Source organism: Puniceicoccus vermicola (assembly GCF_014230055.1).
GTDB lineage: Bacteria > Verrucomicrobiota > Verrucomicrobiia > Opitutales > Puniceicoccaceae > Puniceicoccus > Puniceicoccus vermicola.
Genome location: NZ_JACHVA010000013.1, coordinates 1 through 1,251 on the forward strand (window position 1 = coordinate 1; position 1,251 = coordinate 1,251).

Annotated in this window: 1 protein-coding gene; it reads left to right on the forward strand. The window is 56.0% G+C overall.

Features of this window, described 5'->3' with window-relative positions; genetic code table 11:
* Positions 1-34: 34 nt before the first annotated feature.
* A partial coding sequence (locus tag H5P30_RS00840; RefSeq protein ID WP_185691071.1) for an IS4 family transposase occupies positions 35-1,251 on the forward strand: 1,217 nt, incomplete at its 3' end.

Consider the following 1,251-nt stretch of genomic DNA (forward strand, 5'->3'; position numbering starts at 1 on the left):
TCGCCCTAGGCGATGGATTCTGCAAGCTTTTGGTGTGCAACAAAACAACCTGTTTCTTCCCGGTTTTCACCGCGCCTTTGGGCGAAGCCCTAAATCTGCCCTCAAGAGGCTTGAGGATAGTCGCAATTCGATCATGAAGGGTCTTCCGGGTCAACTGCCGTATGTTTTCGAGGAGGCGTTGCCTTTGGAATCGATTCCGAAGCGTTCGAAGGAACGCGATCGTGGGTTCTCTTCGGCGGTTACGGTTTGGCACATGATCAGTCAGGGCATGGGATCGGGCACTCTTCGAGCGGGGTTGGTGGAGATCAATGCCACCTTGAGGTCCATGGGCAAGGAAAAGCTCTCGAGCAAAACCGGAGGCCTCTGTCAGGCTCGACAGCGTTTGCCCGAATCGACCGTATGCGCCGTGCACGAGCGGGCGCTCTCTTCGATCGACCTTGAGGTTCAACGTGAAGGAGGACGCACGCTCTTTGTCGATGGGACCGGTTTCCAGCTCTGCGACACCCATGAGAATCAACTCGAGTATCCGCAACCGACCAACCAAAAGCCCGGTTGCGGTTTTCCGGTCATGCAACAAGTTGCTTTGATCGACGCGCACAGCGGGGCCGTCGTCGACTCCATCGACAGCACCTGGAGACAGCACGAAGGAGGGATGTTTCAGATCGGCCCTCTTGAGAGCGTCCGACCCGACGATACCTTGGTTGCCGATACGGCGTATTGCAGCTTTTGGAACTTCGCTCTGATCCGGTCGCGCCGGGCTCATGGGATCATGGAACTTCACCAAGCTCGCAAGAGGAAGTTTCCCAAAGCCAAAGACGAGTATCGCACCCTGTGGAGCAAACCAAAACTAAGCCAATGCCCCGAACACATCGACGATGCCCAATGGCAGGAGCTTCCCCAGGACATTGAGGTGCGCTACATCCGTTCGCGCTTCGAGCGCAAAGGCTTCCGTCCCGTGGTCAAGGTGATCGCTACGACCGACTTGGAAACTCCGCCCGAAACAGTTCAGGCCCAATACACGAGTCGTTGGGATATCGAACTGTGCTTTCGCGATATCAAAATAACCATGGAATTGGATTTTATCCGGGCGAAGTCAGCTTCCATGGCCCGCAAACTTTACGGCTTCGGACTCATCGCACATAATCTTATCCGATGGCAAATGCTCCGGGCATGCCGCGGAGCTTCTCCCCGGCAAATCAGCTTTACCGGGGCTCGCGAAGCTCTCAGGCGCTGTTGCGAGCTATTCCGAAC